Source organism: Streptomyces sp. ISL-94, from assembly GCF_018614075.1.
GTDB lineage: Bacteria > Actinomycetota > Actinomycetes > Streptomycetales > Streptomycetaceae > Streptomyces.
Genome location: NZ_JAGGOZ010000087.1, coordinates 20,386 through 37,262 on the forward strand (window position 1 = coordinate 20,386; position 16,877 = coordinate 37,262).

General features: G+C 72.9%; 15 protein-coding genes and 1 tRNA gene. 13 read left to right on the forward strand and 3 right to left on the reverse strand.

Features of this window, described 5'->3' with window-relative positions:
• The first annotated feature begins 109 nt into the window (after positions 1-109).
• The 3 genes from sigJ (at position 110) to J7E94_RS25735 (ending at position 2,946) form a co-directional block, all read left to right on the forward strand.
• Positions 110-1,054, forward strand: coding sequence for an RNA polymerase sigma factor SigJ (sigJ, locus tag J7E94_RS25725; RefSeq protein WP_251057223.1), 945 nt, complete (start codon positions 110-112; stop codon positions 1,052-1,054).
• An 80-nt stretch (positions 1,055-1,134) separates the two neighbouring features.
• Complete coding sequence (locus J7E94_RS25730; protein WP_215019174.1) at positions 1,135-2,367, forward strand: NAD(P)/FAD-dependent oxidoreductase; 1,233 nt, start codon at positions 1,135-1,137, stop codon at positions 2,365-2,367.
• 87 nt (positions 2,368-2,454) lie between these two features.
• Positions 2,455-2,946: a phospholipase gene (locus J7E94_RS25735; RefSeq protein WP_215019175.1), complete on the forward strand. Its 492-nt coding sequence runs from the start codon at positions 2,455-2,457 to the stop codon at positions 2,944-2,946.
• A 76-nt stretch (positions 2,947-3,022) separates the two neighbouring features.
• Here J7E94_RS25735 and J7E94_RS25740 read toward each other — a convergent pair whose 3' ends face one another.
• Complete coding sequence (locus J7E94_RS25740; RefSeq protein ID WP_215019176.1) at positions 3,023-4,303, reverse strand: phosphoribosyltransferase family protein; 1,281 nt, start codon at positions 4,301-4,303, stop codon at positions 3,023-3,025.
• Between the two features lie 169 nt (positions 4,304-4,472).
• On the opposite strand from J7E94_RS25740, the gene J7E94_RS25745 reads away from it, so the two are divergent.
• Both J7E94_RS25745 and J7E94_RS25750 read left to right on the forward strand, forming a co-directional pair.
• Entirely contained in the window at positions 4,473-4,892 is a 420-nt protein-coding gene (locus J7E94_RS25745; protein ID WP_215019177.1) for a helix-turn-helix transcriptional regulator, read from the forward strand.
• Positions 4,893-4,902: 10 nt separating this feature from the next.
• The gene (locus J7E94_RS25750; protein ID WP_215019178.1) at positions 4,903-5,316 is read left to right on the forward strand and encodes a VOC family protein; all 414 of its coding nucleotides are present in this window, start codon (positions 4,903-4,905) and stop codon (positions 5,314-5,316) included.
• A 133-nt stretch (positions 5,317-5,449) separates the two neighbouring features.
• Here the strand turns inward: J7E94_RS25750 and J7E94_RS25755 are convergent.
• A tRNA-Arg gene (locus J7E94_RS25755) sits at positions 5,450-5,525 on the reverse strand.
• A gap of 332 nt (positions 5,526-5,857) precedes the next feature.
• Here J7E94_RS25755 and J7E94_RS25760 point away from each other — a divergent pair.
• The 5 genes from J7E94_RS25760 to J7E94_RS25780 all read left to right on the forward strand — a co-directional run bounded on the left by J7E94_RS25760 (position 5,858) and on the right by J7E94_RS25780 (position 12,826).
• Positions 5,858-7,504, forward strand: coding sequence for a dynamin family protein (locus J7E94_RS25760; protein ID WP_215019179.1), 1,647 nt, complete (start codon positions 5,858-5,860; stop codon positions 7,502-7,504).
• A gap of 4 nt (positions 7,505-7,508) precedes the next feature.
• Entirely contained in the window at positions 7,509-9,356 is a 1,848-nt protein-coding gene (locus tag J7E94_RS25765; RefSeq protein WP_215019180.1) for a GTPase, read from the forward strand.
• Positions 9,357-9,454: 98 nt separating this feature from the next.
• Positions 9,455-9,862, forward strand: coding sequence for a single-stranded DNA-binding protein (locus tag J7E94_RS25770; RefSeq protein ID WP_215019181.1), 408 nt, complete (start codon positions 9,455-9,457; stop codon positions 9,860-9,862).
• 224 nt (positions 9,863-10,086) lie between these two features.
• Positions 10,087-11,226, forward strand: coding sequence for a thioester domain-containing protein (locus J7E94_RS25775; RefSeq protein ID WP_308345456.1), 1,140 nt, complete (start codon positions 10,087-10,089; stop codon positions 11,224-11,226).
• A 94-nt stretch (positions 11,227-11,320) separates the two neighbouring features.
• On the forward strand, positions 11,321-12,826 hold the full coding sequence (locus tag J7E94_RS25780) for a bifunctional phosphatase PAP2/diacylglycerol kinase family protein (protein ID WP_215019183.1): 1,506 nt from the start codon (positions 11,321-11,323) through the stop codon (positions 12,824-12,826).
• 223 nt (positions 12,827-13,049) lie between these two features.
• On the opposite strand, the gene J7E94_RS25785 is transcribed toward J7E94_RS25780, so the two are convergent.
• Complete coding sequence (locus J7E94_RS25785; RefSeq protein WP_215019184.1) at positions 13,050-13,589, reverse strand: hypothetical protein; 540 nt, start codon at positions 13,587-13,589, stop codon at positions 13,050-13,052.
• Between the two features lie 357 nt (positions 13,590-13,946).
• Here J7E94_RS25785 and ettA point away from each other — a divergent pair, with 357 nt between their 5' ends.
• The 3 genes from ettA to J7E94_RS25800 are packed head-to-tail and all read left to right on the forward strand — an operon-like array spanning position 13,947 to position 16,820.
• A complete protein-coding gene (gene ettA / locus J7E94_RS25790) occupies positions 13,947-15,611 on the forward strand; it encodes an energy-dependent translational throttle protein EttA (RefSeq protein ID WP_215019185.1) in 1,665 nt (554 codons plus the stop codon).
• A gap of 10 nt (positions 15,612-15,621) precedes the next feature.
• On the forward strand, positions 15,622-16,077 hold the full coding sequence (locus tag J7E94_RS25795) for a thioesterase family protein (RefSeq protein WP_215019186.1): 456 nt from the start codon (positions 15,622-15,624) through the stop codon (positions 16,075-16,077).
• Entirely contained in the window at positions 16,074-16,820 is a 747-nt protein-coding gene (locus J7E94_RS25800) for a hypothetical protein (RefSeq protein WP_215019187.1), read from the forward strand. The genes J7E94_RS25795 and J7E94_RS25800 overlap by 4 nt, the downstream gene beginning before the upstream one ends.
• Positions 16,821-16,877 lie beyond the last annotated feature (57 nt).

Sequence of the window (16,877 nt, forward strand, 5' to 3'; positions counted from 1 at the left end):
GCGGTGCCGCACCTGCCGAGCACGCGCCGAACCCCGGCCGGTCACGCACCGGACCGGCCGGTCACAGGGCGGGTGGACGCGTCCGGCGCACATGGCCGATCATGGCGGGATGTCGCTCCGTACGTACGAGGCCGATCTGTTCGAGAGCTCCAGGGGCCGCCTGGAGGCGATCGCCTACCGCCTCCTGGGGTCGGCCGGTGACGCCGAGGACGCGGTGCAGGACACGTACCTGCGGTGGCATGCGGCGGACCGGAAACGGATCGTGACGCCCGAGGCGTGGCTGACGAAAGTGCTCACCAACCTCTGCCTCAACCAGCTCACTTCGGCGCGTGCCAGGCGGGAGACGTACGTGGGGCAGTGGCTCCCGGAGCCCGTCCTGGCCGGAGACCGGATGCTCGGTCCGGCCGACACCGCCGAGCAGCGCGAGTCGGTCTCCCTCGCGGTGCTCACCGTCATGGAGCGGCTGTCGCCCAACGAGCGCGTGGTGTACGTGCTGCGCGAGGCGTTCGGGTACGCGCACCGCGAGATCGCGGAGATCCTCGACCTCACCGAGTCGAACTGCCAGCAGATCCACCGGCGTGCCAAGCAGCACGTCACCACCGACCGGGCCCGCACCGAGGTCGGCGCGGCCGCCGCGGCGAAGGTCGTCGAGGAATTCCTCGCCGCGGCCCTCAGCGGCGACATCGAGCCGCTGATCCGGCTGCTCACCGGCGACGCGGTCGCCGTGGCCGACGGCGGTGACCGGGTTCCGGCCCGCAGGACGCCGGTCATCGGCGCGCTCGGCATCGCGCGGTACCTGCGGGGCCTGTTCCGGCGGACCGATGCCAGGCGAGCCCAGGTCGGCGGCAGTGCCGCCCTCCATGCCGCCGTCGTCAACGGCGGCCCTGCCGTGCTGGTCGAGGTCGGCGAGCGCGTGGTCGGCGTCATCTGCCTGGACGCGACCCCCGACGGCGTCGGGGCGGTCCACATCCAGGTCAATCCCGACAAACTGGAACGCATCACGCGCCAGTGGGCGGCCACCGGCCCCCACCGCCCCCTCGCGGAGATGTGGTGACCCACATCGCATTCGTTTCATGTCAGGGATCGCTCGGCTGTCCGGTTCAGGAGGTGAGTCCCACCGGATAGGAGCGAGCCATGAAGCACCGCATTGTCGTCCTGGGAGCCGGGTACGCCGGAGCCATCGCCGCCGGCCGCCTCGCCAGGCGGCTGCACCGCGACGACGTGGAGATCACCCTGGTCAACGGCGACCCCTTGTTCGTCGAGCGGGTACGTCTGCACCAGCTCGCGAGCGGGCAGGATCTGCCGCGTCGCCCCCTGCGCGACGTTTACGCGGGCACCGGCGTGCAGGTCCGGGCGGCGTGGGCCACCGCGGTCGACGCGGAGCGCAAGACCGTCGACCTCACCGGCGAGCACGGCGCCGAGACCCTCGGCTACGACACCCTCGTGTACGCCCTCGGGAGCACCGCCGCCGACCACGGCGTCCCCGGTGTCACCGAGTACGCCCACGGCGTCGCCGGGAAGCAGGCCGCGCTTCGACTGCGGGCGCGCCTAGGTGAGTTGGAGCCGGGCGGGACCGTCCTGGTCGTGGGCGGCGGCCTGACCGGTATCGAGGCGGCCACCGAGATCGCCGAGGCCCGCCCGGACCTGAAGGTCGCCATTGCCGCACGCGGCGGTGTCGGCGACTGGCTCGGTGACAAGGCCCAGCGCCACCTGCGCGTCGTCTTCGACCGGCTCGGCATCACGGTCCACGAGCGGGCCGACATCACGCGCGTCGAAGCGGACGGCGTGCTCACCGGTGCAGGCGGGAAGATCCCGGCCCGGATGACCGTGTGGACCGCGGGCTTCGCCGTGCACCCGATCGCGGCCGCCACCACGCTGGAGGTGTCCGACACCGGGCGGATCGTCGTCGACGGCACCATGCGCTCGGTGTCGCACCCCGATGTGTACGCCGTCGGCGACGCCGCGATCGCCGAAGGAGCGGGCGGCAAACCGCTGCGGATGTCCTGCGCCACGGCAACCCCGATGGCCTGGCAGGCCGCCGACGCCCTCGCCGCGCGCCTGACCGGTCGCAAGGTGCCCGAGACCGAGATCGGCTACGCCGCCCAGTGCGTCAGCCTGGGACGCCGCGATGGAATCGTCCAGCGCGTGACCCACGACGATCAGGTCACGTCGACCGTCATCACGGGCCGGACCGGCGCCCGCATCAAGGAGTTCATCTGCGCGGCCACGGCCTGGAGCATCTCCCACCCGACCATGATGCTGCCGAGCCGCCGCCGCCACCTCGCGGCAACCGGGCAGGAGCGCGTGGCCCCGGTGCGGGAATCGCGGGAGTCGCGGGAGCCGCGGGAGTCCGTCAACGCCCAGTGACCCGGCGGCGTCCGGGGGAGTTGGGCAGTGGGGATCCGCCCGGGCGGATCCCCGCTCCCCGACTCCGTTCCGGCCCCGAGGAATGCCATGCGCCGTCGCGCCGCCGCACGTCCCGCCGCCCGTCGTGTCGTCCCTGCTCTCGCCTCGGCGGCCGCGGCCGCGGTACTCGCCCTCGCTCCGGCCGCCGACGCCGCGGCGGCCCCCGCGGTACCGGCCGACAAACCGCTGGTGCTGAGCCGCTGGACGCAGGCCGACGCCGTCAGTTACCGGGCCTGGGCGGACGCGCGGGAACACCGGGACGCCTGGGCCGCGTACGGCTTCGACTGGTCGACCGACTACTGCACCACCTCCCCCGACAACCCCTTCGGCTTCCCCTTCCGGATGGCCTGCGCACGCCATGACTTCGGCTACCGCAACCACCGGGCAGGGCTGTTTCCGGCCGCCAAATCCCGGCTGGACGAGGCCTTCCACGCCGACCTCCGCAGGGTCTGCGCGCCGTATTCGGGCGCGCGGAGGGCGTCTTGCGAGAGCACCGCGTGGACGTACTACCAGTCCGTCAGGCTGTTCGGGATTTCCTGACGCGGGCAGGGCTGCACGTGGGAGCCACGCGTCGAGTTACAGGTCGGACCACGTGGAGGGGCCGGTTCGGTTCAGGTCACAGGTGGCGGGCGAACCAGTCGCGTGCGAGGTCGGCGACCTCGTCCAGGGCTCCCGGCTCCTCGAAGAGGTGGGTGGCGCCCGGGACGATCTCCAGCCGGTTCTCGCAGCGGCGCATCTCCTGCTGCGCCTGCCGGTTGAGGTCGACCACCAGGGTGTCGCGGCCGCCCACGATGAGCAGGGTGGGCGCCCGTACGCCCGCGAGCCGCGGCGCCGCGAGGTCGGGCCGGCCGCCGCGGGAGACGATCGCGCCGATGCGGGAGTCTTCGTCCGCGGCTGCCCACAGCGCGGCCGCGGCGCCGGTGCTGGCCCCGAAGTAGCCGACCCGGAGCGACTCGCGGCTGCGCAGCCAGCGCGTGGCGTCGGCCAGCCGCCCGGCCAGGACCTCGATGGCGAACACGTTGGCCCGGTCGCCCTCCTCGGCGGGTGTGAGCAGGTCGAAGAGCAGGGTGCCCAGCCCCGCACGGTTCAGGGCGGCCGCCACCGCGCGGTTGCGCGGGCTGCGCCGGCTGCTGCCGGAGCCGTGCGCGAACATCACCACCGCGCCGGCGCCCTCGGGCAGGGCGAGATCCCCGGCGAGCGCGACCCCGCCGGCTTCCACCTCGACCTCGGTCTCGACACCCGTCTCGGAAGGGGAAGCGGACCCGGCGGCGGCCCGCGCCAGCAGATCGACGACCTCCTCGTCCGGGGTCTGGGAAAAGTCCTGGTACCACTCGCCGACGGCCGAGAAGGCGCGCGGCGTGGACAGGCAGACCACCTCGTCCGCCGCGGTGCGCAGCCGGGCCACCGCGTCCGGCGGCGCCACCGGCACGGCCAGCACCACGCGGGCCGCGCCCATCGCCCTGACCACCTCGCAGGCGGCGGCGGCCGTCGCTCCGGTCGCGATCCCGTCATCGACCACGATCACCGTCCGGCCGGCGGGATCCACCCGCGCGCGGCCCTCGCGGAACTTCTGGGCCTGTCGGGCGAGCACTGCCTCCTCGGCGCGCTCGACCGCCGCGAGGTCCTCCTCGCCGACCCCGCTGCGGCGGGCGATGTCCTCGCTGATCACCCGTACGCCACCCTCGCCGATGGCGCCGAACCCCAGCTCACGGTGGTAGGGGACGCCGAGCTTGCGGACCACGATCACGTCGAGCGGCGCCCCGAGCGCCTGCGCCACCTCGAAGGCCACCGGAATTCCCCCGCGCGGCAGACCCAGTACGACGGGGTTGTCCCCCTTCAGGTGACGCAGCGCCTCGGCGAGACGCCGCCCCGCGTCGGCGCGATGAATGAACTGCACGAGGGGTTCACCCCCCAGACGAACGGGGACAGGGAGACCACGCACGCACCTGATTCCACGCAACCCCATCCCCGGTCTCCCCGCAACCTGGGGCGTAGGAGAGCCGGGAGGCCCGGTGCCAGGGACCGGGTCTTGCGCCCGCCTCCCGGTGCTGTGGGATGGTGGTCGGGTGACGTTGGAGGACCTCGTCCGGCTGCGCCGGGCCCGTGACCGGATGGACCGCGACTACGCGCAGCCGCTGGACGTGCCGGCGCTGGCGCGTACGGCCCTGATGTCGGCGGGGCATTTCTCCCGCAGCTTCCGGGCCGCCTACGGGGAGACGCCGTACAGCTACCTCATGACGCGCCGGATCGAGCGGGCCAAGGCGCTGCTGCGACGGGGCGACCTGACGGTGACGGAGGTCTGCTTCGAGGTCGGCTGTACCTCGCTGGGGTCCTTCAGCTCGCGGTTCACCGAGCTGGTCGGCGAGAGCCCGAGCGCATACCGGGCCCGCAGCCACGACGAGAGCGCCCCCATCCCGCCCTGCGTCGCGAAGATCCACACGCGACCGGTCAGGAACGGAGAAGCGAAGGCCACGCCCCGCCCCTAGCGTGGAGCGCATGGACATCAAGCTCTCGCAGTGCTTCATCGCCGTCGACGACCACGACAAGGCGCTCGCCTTCTACCGGGACGTACTCGGTCTGGAGGTGCGCAATGACGTCGGCTTCGAGTCGATGCGGTGGGTCACCGTCGGCGCGCCCTCGCAGCCCGACGTGAACATCGTCCTCGAACCGCCGCTCGCGGACCCGAACGCCTCGGCCGCCGACAAGGAGGCCATGGCCGAACTCCTGGCGAAGGGCCTCCTGCGCGCCGTCATCTTCAGCACCGATGACTGCGACGCCACCTTCGAGCGCATCCGCGCCGCGGGCGGCGACGTGCTCCAGGAGCCGGTCGACCAGCCGTACGGAGTCCGCGACTGCGCCTTCCGCGACCCGGCGGGCAACATGCTCCGCTTCACCCAGCCCCGCAAGTAGCCGGACCGCCCGGGCGTGCTCCGTAGAGGGTCACGACCCTTACGGCAGTGCAACAGGGCGCTCGCTAAGGTGCGTCCGACCTGCGCCGGGCCTGTGCAAAAGCCCCCCGAGGGAGGGCTTCGAGGGGTGGAAGTGGTGCCCCCGGCAGGACTCGAACCTGCGGCCAAGTGCTTAGAAGGCACCTGCTCTATCCACTGAGCTACGGGGGCCGGAAGGTGGCCGTGGTGGCCTGGAGCCCCTTGGTGGGGGTGGGACTGCGGTCCGTGCCGGGTCAAGGATAGGGCTCCGGTTGCCTTGTCCCGGTTGCTTCACTCGCGTGCCACGATGTGGAGGTTCGGTGAAGCGGTCCCGATAATCGCAGGCAGGTGCGATTCTCGCATCGCTTTTGCGCCGCGGCGCCCTGGGTGTTGTGCACTCGTTATGCCTGCGCCCCACTAGTCCGCTGTGTCCACGATGTCCCGCTGGAGTCGCGGTCGGCGCGCAGAGGACGTATAAGCTTCAAAAATGGCCCTAAATTGGGCATTCTTCGCATGTGGTGACCTTGGATGTTCGGCCTCAGCTGCTCGATGCCCTGTCCGCCCTGCGCGACCGGGTCGCGTCCGTGCGTCTGCCGCTGCCCCTGCCCGGCGCTCCGCGCGCCCGCCAGACCAGAGCCGAGCTGCTCGCGCAGCTCGACGACTACCTCGTACCCCGGCTGAAGGCGCCCGAGGCGCCGATGCTCGCCGTCGTCGGCGGGTCCACCGGGGCCGGCAAATCCACCCTCGTCAACTCGCTCGTCGGGCGGCAGGTCAGTGAAGCCGGGGTGCTGCGTCCCACGACGCGCACCCCGGTGCTTGTCTGCCATCCGGATGATCATCACTGGTTCGCCGGAATGCGGGTGCTGCCCGACCTCATGCGGGTCTGGGTGCCGCACGGGGAGGAGGAGGCGGTTTCCGAGGCAGCGTCACGGTTCCGCGAGCGCGGCCACGGCGCCGGCCGTGGCACCGGCCGCGGCAGTGGACTCAGCCACGCGACCCGCGAAATGCGGATCGAGACCGTCTCCACCCTCCCGCGCGGCCTCGCCATCCTCGACGCCCCCGACATCGACTCCCTCGTCGTCGAGAACCGGACACTCGCCGCCCAACTCATCTGCGCGGCCGACGTCTGGGTCATGGTCACCACCGCCTCGCGGTACGCCGACGCCGTCCCCTGGCACCTGCTGCGCACCGCCAACCAGTACAAGGCCACCCTCGTCATCGTCCTCGACCGGGTCCCGCACCAGGTGCTCGCCGAGGTCTCACGGCAGTACGGGGCCCTGCTCACCCGGGCCGGGCTGGGCGACGTACCCCGCTTCACCGTCCCGGAACTCCCCGAATCGGCCGGCGGCGGCGGGCTGCTCCCGGCCAGCGCCGTCGCGCCGCTCTTCGCCTGGCTCGCCCACCACGCGCAAGACCCCGCCGCCCGCCAGTACGCCGTCGGGCGGACCGCCCTCGGCGCGCTGGACTCCCTCAGTCGCCGGATGCCCGAACTCGCCTCCGCCGTCGCCGCCCAGCACGCCGCCGCCGTACGGCTGACCGCAGCCGTCGAGGACGCGTACAAGAGGGAGGGCAGGCGGGTCCGCAACCGCCTCGACCAGGGCGCGGTACTGGCCGGCGACGCCCTGACCCGGTGGCGCGGCTACCCCCTCGACACCAGCGCCGACGAACTCCTCGACTCCCTCGCCGAGTCGCTCGCCGCGCTCCTCCAGTGCGCCGTCGCGGCCGCCGACGAGCGGATCGCCGAATCCTGGCGCCGCGAGCCGGCCGCCGCAGCCGTACCCCTGCCCGCACCCGACCGCGAGGCGGGCGAGCGCATCGGCATGGCCGTACGGCGCTGGCGGCGCGTGCTGGAGGAACTCGCCGAGGAGGAGGTCGCCCGCTCCGACCGGCAGCCCGCACCCGACCCCGACGGGATCGCGGCCCTGCTCGTCGCCGCCCTCCTCGGCGGCAAGCGGGCCCGGCCCGCGGGAGAGAAGCTCGCCGAACGCATCGGCGCCCAGGCCGCCCTGCGCCTGCGCGACCGGGGCGGGGAGCTGGTCGGCGAACACCTCGACGAGGTGCTGCGCGCCGAACGCGACCGCCGGCTCGCCCCGCTGGAGGCGCTCGAAGTGACCCCGGAACCACAGGCCGAGCTGATTGCGGCGCTGTCCGTACTGCAGAAGGAGAGGTGACGCGGTGACCGCCGTGACCGACCGCGCCGACGACCGCTGGGACGACGGATTCATCGCGCGCTCGCGCCCCCGGCCCACCAGCGGGCAGGCCGGGAGCGGTGAGGACGAGGAGGGTGACGAGAACGACGAGGCGCTCGTACGGGCCGTCTCCGGCGCCGGCAGCGACGGCGGCAAGGCGACCGCACCCCCGCTCAGCCCCGAGGGGCAGGCCCTGCGCTTCCGGCTCGACGCGCTGCGCCAGCTGGTCGGGCTGTCCCGGACCCGCCTCGACGGCAAGACCCTCGCCGAAGCGGGCCGGGTCCTGGACGAGGCGGCGGCACGGCGCGGGCTGTCACCGCAGCACACGGTCGTCGCCATCGCCGGAGCCACCGGAAGCGGCAAGTCCACCCTCTTCAACTCACTCGCCGGAGTGGCGATTTCCGAGACCGGTCTGCGCCGCCCGACCACCGCGGCACCCATCGCGTGCAGCTGGTCGGACGGGGCGGCCGGACTGCTGGACCGCCTGGAGATCCCGGGCCGGCTGCGCCGCCGGCCCCGCGAGACCCCGGAGGCGGAGGCGCTGCGCGGGATGGTCCTCATCGACCTGCCCGACCTGGACTCGGCGGTCGGCGCGCACCGCGAGCACGTGGACCGCGTACTGGCCCTGGTCGACGCGGTGGTGTGGGTGGTGGACCCGGAGAAGTACGCGGACGCCGTCCTGCACGAGCGATACCTGCGGCCGCTGGCCGGGCACGCGGAGGTGACCTTCGTCGTGCTGAACCAGGTGGACCGGCTGCCCGGGGAGTCCGCCGACCTCGTCCTGGACGACCTGCGGCGGCTGCTGGACGACGACGGCATCGCACTCGGCGAGCACGGCGAGCCGGGGGCCACCGTGCTCGGGCTGTCCGCGCTCACCGGGGAGGGCGTCGGGGAACTGCGCGAGCTCCTCGCACAGTTCACCCAGGAGAAGGGCGCCGCGACCCGGCGGATCTCCGCTGACGTCGACCAGGCCGCCGTACGCCTGAGGCCGCTGTACGTGGCGGACGGGCACGCGGGGCCGGAGATCGGGGAGGCGGCGCGCGCCGAATTCGAGGACAGGCTCGCCGAGGCGGTCGGGGCGTATGCGGCGGGGCTCGCGGCCGAGCGGGCGTGGCGGCGCAACGCCGGAAAGGCGTGCGGCACGCCCTGGCTGCGGCTGTGGCGGTGGTATGAGAGCCGCCGCGCGCCGCGCACGCTGGCGGGCCTGGCCGCCCTCGCGGTGATCGGCGGGAGGGGCACCGCGGTCGCCGAGCCTCCTGTGGAAGAGGAGGTGACCGCGCGTCAGCGGGTGGAGCAGGCCGTACGGGCGGTCGCCGACGAGGCGGTCACCGGTCTGCCCGAGCCATGGGCGCAGGCGGTACGGGAGACGGCGGTGCGCGGGGCCGAAGGGCTCCCGGAGGCGCTGGACGAGCTGGCGGTGACCCTCGGGGTGGCGGTCGCGGTGCCCAGTGTCAAGCCGCCGCGGCCTGCCTGGTGGCCGGCTGCGGTGCTGGCGCAGGCGGCCATGACGCTGATCCAGATCTACGGCGGGCTGTGGCTGGTCGGGCAGATCGTCGGGGTCCTGGAGCCGAGGCTGCTGCCGCCGGTGCTGCTGATGGTGGCGGGCATCGTCGGCGGGCCGCTGGTGGAGTGGGCCTGCTCGATCGCGGCCCGGGGACCGGCGCGCAGGTACGGGCAGGACGCGGAGCGCCGGCTGCGGCAGGCGGCGGCCGGGTGCGGGCGGGCCCGGGTGCTGGAGCCGGTGGCGGCGGAGCTGCTGCGCTACCGGGAGGTGCGCGAGCAGTACGCGGCGGTGTCCGCAGGGGGGAGCAAGTTGTCCACAACCCGTCGGTAATCCACAGGCCGGAGCGGGATCCGGCGGCCGGCCCCAGCATGGTGCGTACCTCGTGCGGATGGTCCGTACGGGTGCGGTGCGAGGGGGAGGCGACCGGGATGAACGACACCCTGGTGACGCTGGTGGGATATGTGGCGACGCAGATCGACTACAAGGAGACGGTCAACGGCCCATCGGCGAGGTTCCGCTTCGCCGTGACGGCGAGGTACTTCGACCGGCGCAAGGAGGCCTGGACCGACGGGTCCACCAGCTTCTACACCGTATGGGCGCGGCGCACCCTCGCCGTGAACCTCGCCGGGTCCGTATCGGTCGGCGAACCCCTGGTGGTGCACGGGCGGTTGCGGGTGCGGGAGGACCCGCCCGACGGGGAGGGCAACCGGTGGTTCTCGGCGGACATCGAGGCGACCGCCATCGGGCACGACCTGAATCGGGGTACGGCGGCGTTCCGGCGGGTCGTCAAGACGGATACGCCGCTGATGACCACTCAGAAGGCGGCGGTGGTCTGAGTGTTCGAGGCGGTTAGGATTCCCCGGTACTCACGGGCACCTGGGTCTTTGGCCCGAAGGGGAAGACTGTGTCGATTGCCGTTCCCGCATCCTCCGCTCCTGATCCCGCTCCTGCAGCTCCACCCTCCACTTCTCATCCCGCCTCTGATCGCGCTTTTCATGCCGTTCCCCAGGTTGTTCCTTCGCCTGGAGCCGTACGGGGCTCCGCGCGCCGCCCGCTGGCGGTGGCGGCCCTGCTGGCCGCGGCCCTCGCCACCGCGCCCGGCGCCCGGGCCGCCGGCTCCGATCCGGCGGTGCCCCGGGCTCCGGAGGGCGCGCGCGCCGTCCTGGACGGGCTGAAGACCTACGGGCAGGCGGTCCTCCACTCCGGGGACGGCTCCGTCCGGCAGATCCCGGCCGGGCTCTACGAGATGCGGGTCGACGGCGGGGGGATGCTCCAGACGTACGGGGTCGGCATCGCGGGCAACGCCCAGCCCCAGGCCCGGTACACCGAGAGCGGGTGGAACGGCAGCCCGCTGGCCGGCAACGGGCAGGCCGGCCGGATCCGCTGGATCCTGGAGCACTCCTATCCGCAGCTGAACGACCTGGCCGGGCTCGCCAAGGTGGCCGGGGCCGGGACGCTGACCGCGGAGAGCGCGGCGGCCGGGACCCAGGTGGCGATCTGGCGGCTGGCGGACGGGGTGCAGGTCGAGGCCGCGGACCCGGCCGCGGAGAAGCTGGCCGGCTACCTCCAGCGGGAGGCCGGGCAGCTGCCGGAGCCGCCCGCCTCCCTGGGGCTGGACCCGGGCGGCGTGTCGGGGGCCGTGGGCACCCGGCTCGGCCCGGTCACCGTGCGGACCGGGGCGCCCAGCGTCTCGGTCATCCCGGACGCGGCGGCCGTCGCGATGGGGGTGCGGGTGGTGGACGCCGAGGGGCGGTCGCTGGAGACCGCCGTCAACGGCAGCCGGCTGTACTTCGAGGTGCCCGCGGGCACCCCCGACGGGACGGCCTCGGTCACCGTGCGGGGCGCGACCAGGGTGCCGGTCGGGCGGGTCTTCACCAGCGGGGTGCCGGCCCAGGCCCAGATCGTGGCCGGCTCCAGCGCCTCCGCGGCCGCCGCCACGGCCACGGCGGTCTGGCCGCAGCCCCCGCAAGCCCCGGCGGGCACCGTCGGGGAGGCCGCTCCGGGCACCGGGGCCGTCGCGCTGGGCACCCGGGCCGCCTCCCTGGCCGAGAACTCCCCGGACGAGGAGCGCCTGGCGACCAGCGGCAGTTCGGCGGCCACCCCCGTCATCGCCTCGCTGGCGGTGGGCCTGGTGGTCCTGGGCGGCCTGGTGGTGCTGCTCCTGCGCAAGCGCCCGCTGGACGAAGACGACCAGACCTAGGTGTCTTGCCCAGTGAGGTCGGGGATGCGGCCGGCGGGCGGAGCAAGATCTGAAAGGGCGGTCTAGCACCTCCGCTCCCGGGTAGGGGCAGGAAATGGCCGATCAGCAACATCAGCAACTGACCTGGCGGGGCGCGGTCGTGCGGTGGGACCGCGCGTTGTTCGACGCGGTGGCCCGGCGGCACTGGCCCGGGGCCGACCGGGTGCTCCCCCGGCTCGGGCGGGCCGCGAACCACGGGGTGCTGTGGGGAGGGGCCGCCGCGGCGCTCACCGCCTTCGGGTCGGCCCGGGCCCGCAAGGCCGCCCTGCGCGGGGCCGCCTCGCTGGCGCTGGCCTCCGCGACCATCAACACCGTCGGGAAGTGGTCCGTACGCCGCCCGCGGCCGCTGCTCGACGGGGTGCCCGCGGTGCGGCAGCTGGCGACACAGCCGCAGACCACCTCCTTCCCGTCGGGGCACTCGGCGTCGGCCTTCGCCTTCACCGCCGGACTGGCGCTGGAGTCCCCGGGCTGGGGTGCCGCCCTGGCCCCGGTGGCAGCGTCGGTCGCGTTCTCCCGGGTGTACACCGGGGTGCACTACCCCTCCGACGTGGTCGCGGGCGCGGCGCTGGGCGTGGCCGCGGGGTACGTCGTACGCCGGCTGGCGCAGGACGCGCAGGAGGCCAGGGTGGTGCCGGGCGACGAGCGGACCGCCGCCGGGGCGCCCGCGCTGCCCGACGGGGCCGGGCTCATGCTGGTGGTCAACACCGGATCCGGCACGGCCGCTGCCGCCGGACTCGACGTCCTGCGCACCCGGCTCCCCAGGGCCGAGGTGATCGAGTGCGGGGGCCCGGAGCTGGCCGCCGCACTGGAGGAGGCCGTTTCCCGGGCCACCGTCCTCGGGGTCTGCGGCGGCGACGGCACGGTGAACGCGGCCGCCACGGCCGCGCTGCGGGCCGGGCTGCCGCTGGCGGTGTTCCCCGGCGGCACCTTGAACCACTTCGCCATGGACCTCGGCCTCGGCGGAGCCGAGGACACCTGCCGGGCCCTGGCCTCCGGGCACGCCGTCCACGTCGGCGTCGGCCGCTTCGCCCCAGGGCCGCCGGACGGGTCCGGCGGATCCCGCGGGCACGGCTACTTCCTGAACAACTTCAGCATCGGCGCCTACCCGGAGCTGTTGGGCCACCGGCTGCGCTGGAGCCCGCGCATCGGCTCCGGCCCCGCCGCGCTGCTGGCCGCGTGGCGGGTGCTGCGCGCCCAGCGGCCCGTGCGGCTGCGGGTGGCCGGGCGGCCCCGGAGCGTGTGGCTGCTCTTCGCGGGCAACGGCACCTACCACGGCACCGGGCCCGCCCCGCGCCGCCGCGACAGCCTGGGCGAGGGCCTGCTCGACGTCCGGCTCGTCCACGGCGGCGGCCGCCCCGGCCCCCGCATGCTCGCCGCAGCCTTGGCGGGCCCGCTGAGCCGCTCCCCGGTCCACGTCGCCACCCGGCTGCGCAGCCTGCGGATCGGCGACATCCCGCCGGGCACCCCGCTCGCGTACGACGGGGAGTACGCCGAGGCCCCGCCGGCCGTGGTCCTGGACGAGCTCCCCGACGCCCTGACGGTCTACCGCCCGCGGAGGTGAGTACCACGACTGCCGCCCCCCGGTAACGGCGAGCCCACCGCGGCATCGGCCGTCGCGGCGGCCTGACCCTACGGGTTTCCGGCGGATGGGCGTCAGGTGAGTGGGGGTGTTGCCGGCCACCCGATCAAGAAAAACGACCTCCCGCCTGCGGCGTAACCGAGAGCGGGAGGCCGTTCCCATCTCCTGGGCCTCTACGGGCCGTCCACGTGCGACGGCGCACGGCTCAAGGGGTCGTTGCGGGCGGGGTTGTTGTGTCGTCGCCCACTCCGAGATCGGCGCGCATGACACCGCGCATCGTCTCCCACTGCTCCCAAAGCCGGACGAAGTCTGCTCGTATCTCGTCGAATGATCCGTCCGGATCCGGATTTCCTTCCTCCAGGCACATGGTCCGGCGGTAGGTTTCCGACAACGTCCTCGTCATCTCATCCAGCTCCGACAGCACCGCCGGGGAAGCGACCATCTGCGCCTCAGCGAGAACGGAGTGGTGGTCGCGGCGGGCTTCCTCGACTACCTCCCGGGCCTCAGGCGTGACTGCACCTTTGTGTACGTGCCACAGGAAGTTCATCAGCTGAGTCCGATAGCGGCGGAAAGCCGCGTTGACGTTCATGTAACCCTCGCGCCGACGGGCCAGTTCGTCCACTTGCTGCTCACGGCGCCATTGCGCTTCGGCTACCCGCTGCTGACGCTCGAACTGTTCTGCCTGAACGCGGGCCACAAGGCGTTGCGACAGGACAGACGCGATGAGCGTGCCTGTGACACCCACTACCGCAGCGGCCAACCCTATGAGCGCGCTTCCCACTGAACCCCCTGAATGATCGGGCAGTCACGTCATGCGGCATCCTGCCCGGGCTGCGGCGGCGACGGGCGGTATTTGTGCAAGATCGCCACCACTTCCCGGCACGGGCTCAGGCGGCCAGGTCGGTCCCCGCCGCCCGGGGCCGTCTGTGGGCCGGGAAGGGCGCCGATGATGACCGGCGGCAGCCGACGATGACCACGACGGCGGAAGCAGCCCGGATCCCGCCCTGGTCAGGGGCCGCTGACCTACCCATTCGCCCGTAGCTATGGACGGCTGGCAAGATGGGGTGTATCTGCCCACACATCGATTGCCGGACGGTTTCTCTTGGCTGAGTTCATCTACACCATGCGCAAGACGCGCAAGGCGCACGGCGACAAGGTGATTCTTGATGACGTCACCCTGAACTTCCTGCCCGGCGCGAAGATCGGTGTGGTCGGCCCCAACGGCGCCGGCAAGTCCACCGTGCTGAAGATCATGGCGGGCCTGGAGCAGCCGTCCAACGGCGACGCCTTCCTGTCGCCCGGCTTCACCGTCGGCATCCTCATGCAGGAGCCCAAGCTCGACGAGTCGAAGTCCGTGCTGGAGAACGTCCAGGACGGCGCCGCCGACACGATGAAGAAGCTGCACCGCTTCAACGAGGTCGCCGAGCTGATGGCGACCGACTACTCGGACGCCCTCCTCGACGAGATGGGCAAGCTCCAGGAAGACCTGGACCACTCCAACGCCTGGGACCTCGACGCCCAGCTGGAGCAGGCCATGGACGCCCTGGGCTGCCCGCCCGGCGACTGGCCCGTCACCAACCTCTCCGGTGGCGAGAAGCGCCGCGTCGCGCTCTGCAAGCTGCTGATCGAGGCCCCGGACCTGCTCCTCCTCGACGAGCCCACCAACCACCTCGACGCCGAGTCGGTGAACTGGCTGGAGCAGCACCTTTCGCAGTACAAGGGCGCCGTCGTGGCCGTCACCCACGACCGGTACTTCCTGAACAACGTCGCCGAGTGGATCCTCGAGCTCGACCGCGGCCGCGCCCACCCGTACGAGGGCAACTACTCCACCTACCTGGAGAAGAAGGCCACCCGCCTCAAGGTCGAGGGCCGCAAGGACGAGAAGCGCCAGAAGCGCCTCAAGGAAGAGCTGGAGTGGGTCCGCTCCAACGCGAAGGGCCGCCAGACCAAGTCCAAGGCCCGTCTCGCGCGCTACGAGGAGATGGCCGCCGAGGCGGACAAGATGCGGAAGCTGGACTTCGAGGAGATCCAGATCCCGCCGGGCCCCCGTCTGGGCTCGATCGTGGTCGAGGTCAACAACCTCTCCAAGGCGTTCGGCGACAAGGTCCTCGTCGACGACCTGTCCTTCACGCTGCCGCGCAACGGCATCGTCGGCATCATCGGCCCGAACGGCGCCGGCAAGACCACGCTCTTCAAGATGCTCCTGGGCCTGGAGGATCCGGACTCCGGCTCCGTCAAGATCGGCGAGACCGTCAAGATCTCGTACGTCGACCAGAGCCGCGCCAACATCGACCCCAAGAAGTCCCTCTGGGCGGTCGTGTCGGACGAGCTGGACTACATCAACGTGGGCCAGGTCGAGATGCCGTCCCGCGCGTACGTCAGCGCCTTCGGCTTCAAGGGTCCGGACCAGCAGAAGGCGGCCGGCATCCTGTCCGGTGGTGAGCGCAACCGCCTCAACCTGGCGCTCACGCTCAAGGAGGGCGGCAACCTGCTGCTCCTCGACGAGCCCACCAACGACCTCGACGTCGAGACCCTGTCCTCGCTCGAGAACGCGCTCCTGGAGTTCCCGGGTGCGGCCGTGGTCATCTCCCACGACCGCTGGTTCCTCGACCGGGTCGCCACGCACATCCTGGCGTACGAGGGCGACTCCAAGTGGTACTGGTTCGAGGGCAACTTCGAGTCGTACGAGAAGAACAAGATCGAGCGGCTCGGCGCGGACGCCACCCGCCCGCACCGCGCCACGTACAAGAAGCTCACCCGAGGCTGAGGTCCGCACCATGGCCAGACACCACTACCGGTGCCCCCTGCGCTGGTCGGACATGGACTCCTTCGGCCACGTGAACAACGTGGTCTTCCTCCGCTACCTGGAGGAGGCGAGGATCGACTTCATGTTCCGGCTGGCGCCGGGGGAGGGCAGCGCGTCCTTCACGGGCGGGTCCGTCGTGGCCCGCCACGAGATCGACTACAAGCTGCCCCTCGTGCACCGTCACGAGCCGGTGCTCATCGAGTCCTGGGTGACCCGCATTGGCGCCGCGTCCCTGACCATCGGCTACGAGGTCAAGGACGAGGCGACCGAGGACGCGCCCGAGAAGGTCTACGTGCGCGCCTCGACCGTGGTCGTGCCCTACAACCTCGCCGAGGGGCGGCCCCGCCGCATCACGGCCGAGGAGAAGCACTTCCTGGAGAAGTACCTCGACGAGCCCGAGGCCGCCGAAAGGCACCTCGCGGCATGAACGAGCAGCTGCGCTTCGGCGACTCCGGGGAGGCGGCGGACCTCGCCGCCTTCCTGGGCCGGCTGGTGCACTACGACCGCGCCGCCGCGGTCCGCCTGCAGGCGGGCGGCGGCGGCGCGCTCGCCGTCTTCGGGCGGCCGCCGTCCTTCGAGGTGCTGGCCATCCGCACGGTGCGGCTCGCCGCGCCCGCCGCGACCCCGCTGGACCTGACGGTCTCCGCCGGCGAGCTCCTGGAATCGGTGGACGAGGCCGCGGCCTGCGCCACCGTGCCCGGGGCGGTCACCGGACCCCCCTGGACCGGGGTGCTCCCGCCCCGCGGCGGCTGGCAGCAGCTGCCCGGGCTGCCCGGCCCCGAGGCGATACGGGCGGCCGTGGCCGGTGCCGTCGCCGAGTTCCGGGCCCGCGACGAGGCCCTGCCGCCGCAGCACCGGACCCGCTCCGAGCGCGACCGCATCGGCCGCGAGATCTGGTCCCGGACGCTGGGCGACACCGAACTCCCGCTGCGCGCGGTGCACGCCGCGCAGGCCCTGGGCTTCCTGCGTCCCCTGCGGTCCACCGTGCCGGCCGCCGCCCCGGCTCCCGGCGCCCCCGCGCCCGGCGCCCCCGCGCCCGGTGCACCCGACCCGGTGGCCCTGCTCGCCTCCGGGGGCTGGCTGCGCCTGCGCACCCCGTACGGCTCCGTCGCCACCCGCCGCCCCGGCCGGAACGGCGGCCTGGGTGCCCTCCAGCTCCGTCCGGTCTGAGCCCCTGTACGGCTGCTAGCTAGCTAGCTAGCCTAATGCTGTGACCGGAAAGGTTCA

Bases quoted from the DNA above. Each gene is read 5' to 3' on its own strand.
- sigJ (WP_251057223.1), top strand. From the start codon at position 110: ATGTCGCTCCGTACGTACGAGGCCGATCTGTTCGAGAGCTCCAGGGGC.
- J7E94_RS25730 (WP_215019174.1), top strand. From the start codon at position 1,135: ATGAAGCACCGCATTGTCGTCCTGGGAGCCGGGTACGCCGGAGCCATC.
- J7E94_RS25735 (WP_215019175.1), top strand. From the start codon at position 2,455: ATGCGCCGTCGCGCCGCCGCACGTCCCGCCGCCCGTCGTGTCGTCCCT.
- J7E94_RS25750 (WP_215019178.1), top strand. From the start codon at position 4,903: ATGGACATCAAGCTCTCGCAGTGCTTCATCGCCGTCGACGACCACGAC.
- J7E94_RS25770 (WP_215019181.1), top strand. From the start codon at position 9,455: ATGAACGACACCCTGGTGACGCTGGTGGGATATGTGGCGACGCAGATC.
- J7E94_RS25780 (WP_215019183.1), top strand. From the start codon at position 11,321: ATGGCCGATCAGCAACATCAGCAACTGACCTGGCGGGGCGCGGTCGTG.
- J7E94_RS25795 (WP_215019186.1), top strand. From the start codon at position 15,622: ATGGCCAGACACCACTACCGGTGCCCCCTGCGCTGGTCGGACATGGAC.
- J7E94_RS25800 (WP_215019187.1), top strand. From the start codon at position 16,074: ATGAACGAGCAGCTGCGCTTCGGCGACTCCGGGGAGGCGGCGGACCTC.